Below are 2,438 nucleotides of genomic sequence, written 5' to 3'. Positions count from 1 at the left end.
GGCTGGGCGAGGAGTGCGGCGATGCCGTCGATCATCCGCATTCGGTAGGCGCAGTAGGCGTCCTGGTCGCCAGCCTGGTCCTGACGCCAGCGGGTGGCCACGCAGCCGCCACCGCACGCGGACCGGTACGCGCAGGTGGTGCACCGGCCCATCAGGGACTTGCCCTGGTTGAGCAGCGGCAGCCGCCGCTGAGCCGCGACGACCACGTTCTGCTCGGAAGCCTTGTTCAAGAGGGTGAGCTGCGCCTGAGGCCAGGGCAACTCGTCACAGCTGCCGAGCCGTCCGTCCGGATAGAGCGTGAAGACGTGGTCGCACTTCAGGTTGGAGAAGTGGCAGAAGCCGGTATCCAGCCCGCGCAGCCGTCGGATGGTGGATACGGCCGGTTCCAGCTTCAGCCGTGTGAAATGCCCGGCGCCGATCCAGCGGACGGTCGCGGCGAGCACGAACTCGGCGTATTGGTCCGGGGTGGTCGCCCACCCGGGCCCTTGAGGGCCGCGGATTGCCGCGCGCTGAAGGAGTCGGCTCGCGGGAGGGCGATGCCCTTGCGCAGCGGTGGGGTCCTGGACGGAGGCGTCGAAGCAGGGCACGAAACTGACGGCGTTGACCGCCTCGAAGCCAGCGAGGTGGTCCAGGACGGCCTCGGCACGGCCGAGCACGGTCGGAGTGACCGCGGCGATCACGCCCACCCTCCGACCGCGCTCGGCCAACAACCGCAACGCGACGGCTACGCGCGGGTACACCGCCCGGCCGTCGTAACCCACCCGCCAGGCGTTGCCCGCCTCGTCCCCGTCGAGGGAGATGCCGATCTGAAGACGCGGGTACAGGGCGTCGATCAGATCTAGCCACTGCTCATCGAGCAGCACGCCGTTGGTTTGCATCGATACCCGCACGACGCTGGGCTGGGACGCCAGTTCGCGCAGGATCTTGGCGACATGGTCGCGTCCGGCCGTCAGCGGCTCGCCGCCATGCAGTTCGACGGCGAGTGGACGCCCCGAGAAGAGTTCGGCGAGCCGACGCACCTGCCCGGCGTCGATCCGGGCTCCCCCCGGGACCTCCTTGCGTTTCTCGTAGCAGTACAGGCAGTCGATGTCACAGGTCTCACCCCGCAGCTTCAGGATCACCGATACGGCATTGTCGGCGTCTTCGACGTCGAGGCTGCGGTACAGGTGGGCCGTCGGGTCGTGCTGTTCGGTGGTTCCGTACATCGGCTGCCTCCCAGGGTGGCCGTGACCGGGCGGGGAATCAGTCGTACAGGCGTCCCAGCAGGGCGCCCTGGCCCGACTGGAGAACGTGGGCTGCCTCCAGCGGAATCCAGAAGCATTCGAAGTGCGTCGGCTCCTGCTCCCCGTCGTGGTCCTCCTGGCTCATCCACCGCTCCGACGTCGGCTCGGTGAGTTCCAGGTGGAAGACGTGGCGGCGCTGGAGTTCGAACCGGTACGGGGTGATGTCGTACTCGGTCTCGCCGAGCTTTCGCACGATCTTGAAGTCCTTCAGGCCGGTTTCCTCCCGGGCCTCGCGCAGCGCCGCCGCCTCCGGCGTCTCGCCGACGCGGATGCTGCCTGCCGGAACCTGGATGCCGACTTCCTCATAGCTGTAGTCGGTGTGCCGGAAGACCAGCAGTTTGCCGTCACGTACGACGTAGCAGAGAACCTTGTCCTTGGTGACCCGCTCGGGCATGGGAGGACCCCTCTTCACTCGTAGGAATTCAGACGCTTGCAGGCCCGGAGATCACGGCCACGACGACACATGATGCTGGGACAGACCACCGGTCGCTGGGCAAACGACCTTGAGTCTAGGTCCGGTGACCGTGCGGCACGAAGATTAAGCAACCCGTCCCAAGGGTGCTGCCTTAGATCACCGCGTGATGCCCGGAGCTGTGAACGCATTTTCACGCCGGCATGAACCACGATGGCGACGGACGGCTTTGTCTCGCGCTCCATGATCAACTCCCAGAAGCGTCATGTTTCGTTACGGGATCGACGGGCAATCAATGCCCCGTTCTCCACACTCGTCCTTCGCGCCGCTGCCGTGAATACAGAACATGCGGACGACGTGATTGTCCGCATGCGGCACGCCCACCATGCGAGCCCAGATCGACGCCCGCTCCGTCATTCATGGTTGCGCCGCGCTGAACGCTGAGTGACCCTATGTGTGCGATGTCCACGCTGCTCACTGCCAATCAGAGGTGAGCAGCCCAAGAAGGCGGTGTCATGGGCCAGACCCCGCGGGTGCTCCAACCGTCCATGTCCGAGCGCCACTTCTTCGGCGCCGAGCTACGGCGACTACGGGAGCACGCCAACCTCTCGCAGGCACGGCTGGGTGCCATGATCCGATTCAGTGCCGACCTGGTGCGTCGGGTCGAGACAGCGGACCGGTTTCCCTCCCGCGAATTTGTCGAGGCCTGCGACAAGGCGTTGATGACCGGCGGCGCCTTGATG

At 66.2% G+C, this 2,438-nt stretch carries 3 protein-coding genes; 1 reads left to right on the top strand and 2 read right to left on the bottom strand.

What is annotated here, in order from left to right:
* Both E1258_RS31995 and E1258_RS31990 read right to left on the bottom strand, forming a co-directional pair.
* On the bottom strand, nucleotides 1–1,205 hold a 1,205-nt coding region (locus E1258_RS31995), incomplete at its 3' end, for a radical SAM/SPASM domain-containing protein (protein ID WP_132407634.1).
* 37 nt (nucleotides 1,206–1,242) lie between these two features.
* Nucleotides 1,243–1,677 (bottom strand): NUDIX domain-containing protein, encoded by a 435-nt coding sequence (locus E1258_RS31990; protein ID WP_132407632.1) that lies wholly within the window; start codon nucleotides 1,675–1,677, stop codon nucleotides 1,243–1,245.
* A 533-nt stretch (nucleotides 1,678–2,210) separates the two neighbouring features.
* Here E1258_RS31990 and E1258_RS31985 point away from each other — a divergent pair.
* A partial coding sequence (locus tag E1258_RS31985; protein WP_132407630.1) for a helix-turn-helix transcriptional regulator occupies nucleotides 2,211–2,438 on the top strand: 228 nt, incomplete at its 3' end.

The organism is Micromonospora sp. KC207, assembly GCF_004348615.1.
Classification (GTDB): Bacteria; Actinomycetota; Actinomycetes; order Mycobacteriales; family Micromonosporaceae; genus Micromonospora.
The sequence above is the reverse complement of the archived record's forward strand: the minus strand, read 5'-3'. Positions and strand labels throughout refer to the sequence as shown.

Coding starts and splice junctions, on each gene's coding strand:
- E1258_RS31990 (WP_132407632.1), bottom strand. CDS start 1,677: ATGCCCGAGCGGGTCACCAAGGACAAGGTTCTCTGCTACGTCGTACGT.